The organism is Streptomyces sp. NPDC014995 (genome assembly GCF_043080745.1).
Taxonomy (GTDB): Bacteria; Actinomycetota; Actinomycetes; order Streptomycetales; family Streptomycetaceae; genus Streptomyces.
Genome location: NZ_JBIBVX010000055.1, coordinates 1 through 1,300, shown reverse-complemented (window position 1 = coordinate 1,300; position 1,300 = coordinate 1). Strand labels below are relative to the sequence as shown.

The window sequence follows — 1,300 nt, the reverse complement described above, 5'->3', positions numbered from 1 at the left end:
CAGCCCGATCGCTTACGAGACAGCTTCCGAAACAACATCAACTACGCTGACACCAGCCGCATAACCCGTGTCCAGGACTCGGGGTCAGGGCCCAACCTCCTCTTGGCCGCTGCGCAACAACCGGTGAAGATTGCTCTTTCGGCGACGGCACTCCGCCAGTAGTGTCCCCTTGGCTTCTATCTGAGTGGTGGGGGACATGCCAGGAGAGCTGTTCACCTTGGTTGGTGTGCTCGTCGGCGCAGCCGCGTCCTACGTTGGCGGAGCGTTGATGGAGAGATCGCGATGGCGTCGCCAACTCTCAACGAGGTGGGACGAGCGCCGCTTGGATGCTTACCTCCGATATGCCGATGCCATCAAGAGGTTCACATCGCTGGCCGGCCGCCTTGCAGCGGGCAAGGGGCTCTTCGGTCTTCCCCAACCCCTGGCCCAGGACATCGGTTTGGAGCGCCTGGCCGACGCCGAACTGGAGCGCGGGTACGCGTTCGAGGTTGTTCTCCTCATGGGAGACGCCGAGACCATCTCGGCAGCGAGGACGCTGCAACGCCACGCATGGGTGCTTGAGCAGTTCGTTCGTGACATGCGTTCGGGTACGGCAGAAGACTGGACGCGGGCGTTCAGGCAGTTCCAGGAGAAGCGCGACGAGTACTACATCGCCGCACGCAAGAGCTTGGGCGTGTACGCAGCGTTTCGGCTGCGAGCCGAAGATCCGGTCATCCTTGGACAGGACCCCAGGCAGCTGTAGCGCAACCGAGGCGAAATCGCGGATGGATCGGCTGCGTTGGGCGCTCCAGCGACGGCCGGGCTGGAGCGGGGCGGAGACAGACATCCGATGCGGTTGATCAGTCAAGTGGTGTCGTGGAACGCGGTCTGTTCGCTGTAGGGGATGTGGTGGGTGAGGCAGTGGTGGAGGCAGCCGAGTAGGCGGTTGAAGAGGTTGCGTTGTGCTGCGACGTGGCGTTCTTCGGTTGCTCGGCGGCGGTCGTAGTGGGCTCGTGCTCCGGGGGATGCGGTGAGGGCGGCGAAGGCCCAGTTGTAGCCGGCTGAGGCGAGGCGCTGGTTCTTGATGTGCCTGGCCAGGACGGTGGTTTTTCGTCCGGAGGATCTGGTGATGGGGGCGGATCCGGCGTAGGTCTTGAGTGCTCGGGCGGTGGCGAAGCGGGTGTGGTCGTCGCCGAGTTCGGCCAGGACGCGGGCGCCGGTGAGGTGGCCGAGGCCGGGGAAGCTGGTGATGATCTCGGCGTCCTCGTGAGCGGTGAAAGCGTCGACGACCGCGGCCTCCAGCTCATTGGCGCTGGTGCAG

At 64.5% G+C, this 1,300-nt stretch carries 2 protein-coding genes; one reads left to right on the top strand and one right to left on the bottom strand.

All coding sequences use genetic code 11. The features are described 5' to 3' along the window. The first annotated feature begins 196 nt into the window (after positions 1–196). Positions 197–742: a hypothetical protein gene (locus tag ACF1A1_RS39340; RefSeq protein WP_392006995.1), complete on the top strand. Its 546-nt coding sequence runs from the start codon at positions 197–199 to the stop codon at positions 740–742. Positions 743–843: 101 nt separating this feature from the next. On the opposite strand, the gene ACF1A1_RS39335 is transcribed toward ACF1A1_RS39340, so the two are convergent. Beyond that, positions 844–1,300, bottom strand: a 457-nt coding sequence (locus tag ACF1A1_RS39335) for an IS110 family transposase (RefSeq protein WP_392006993.1), incomplete at its 5' end; no start/stop codon positions are given.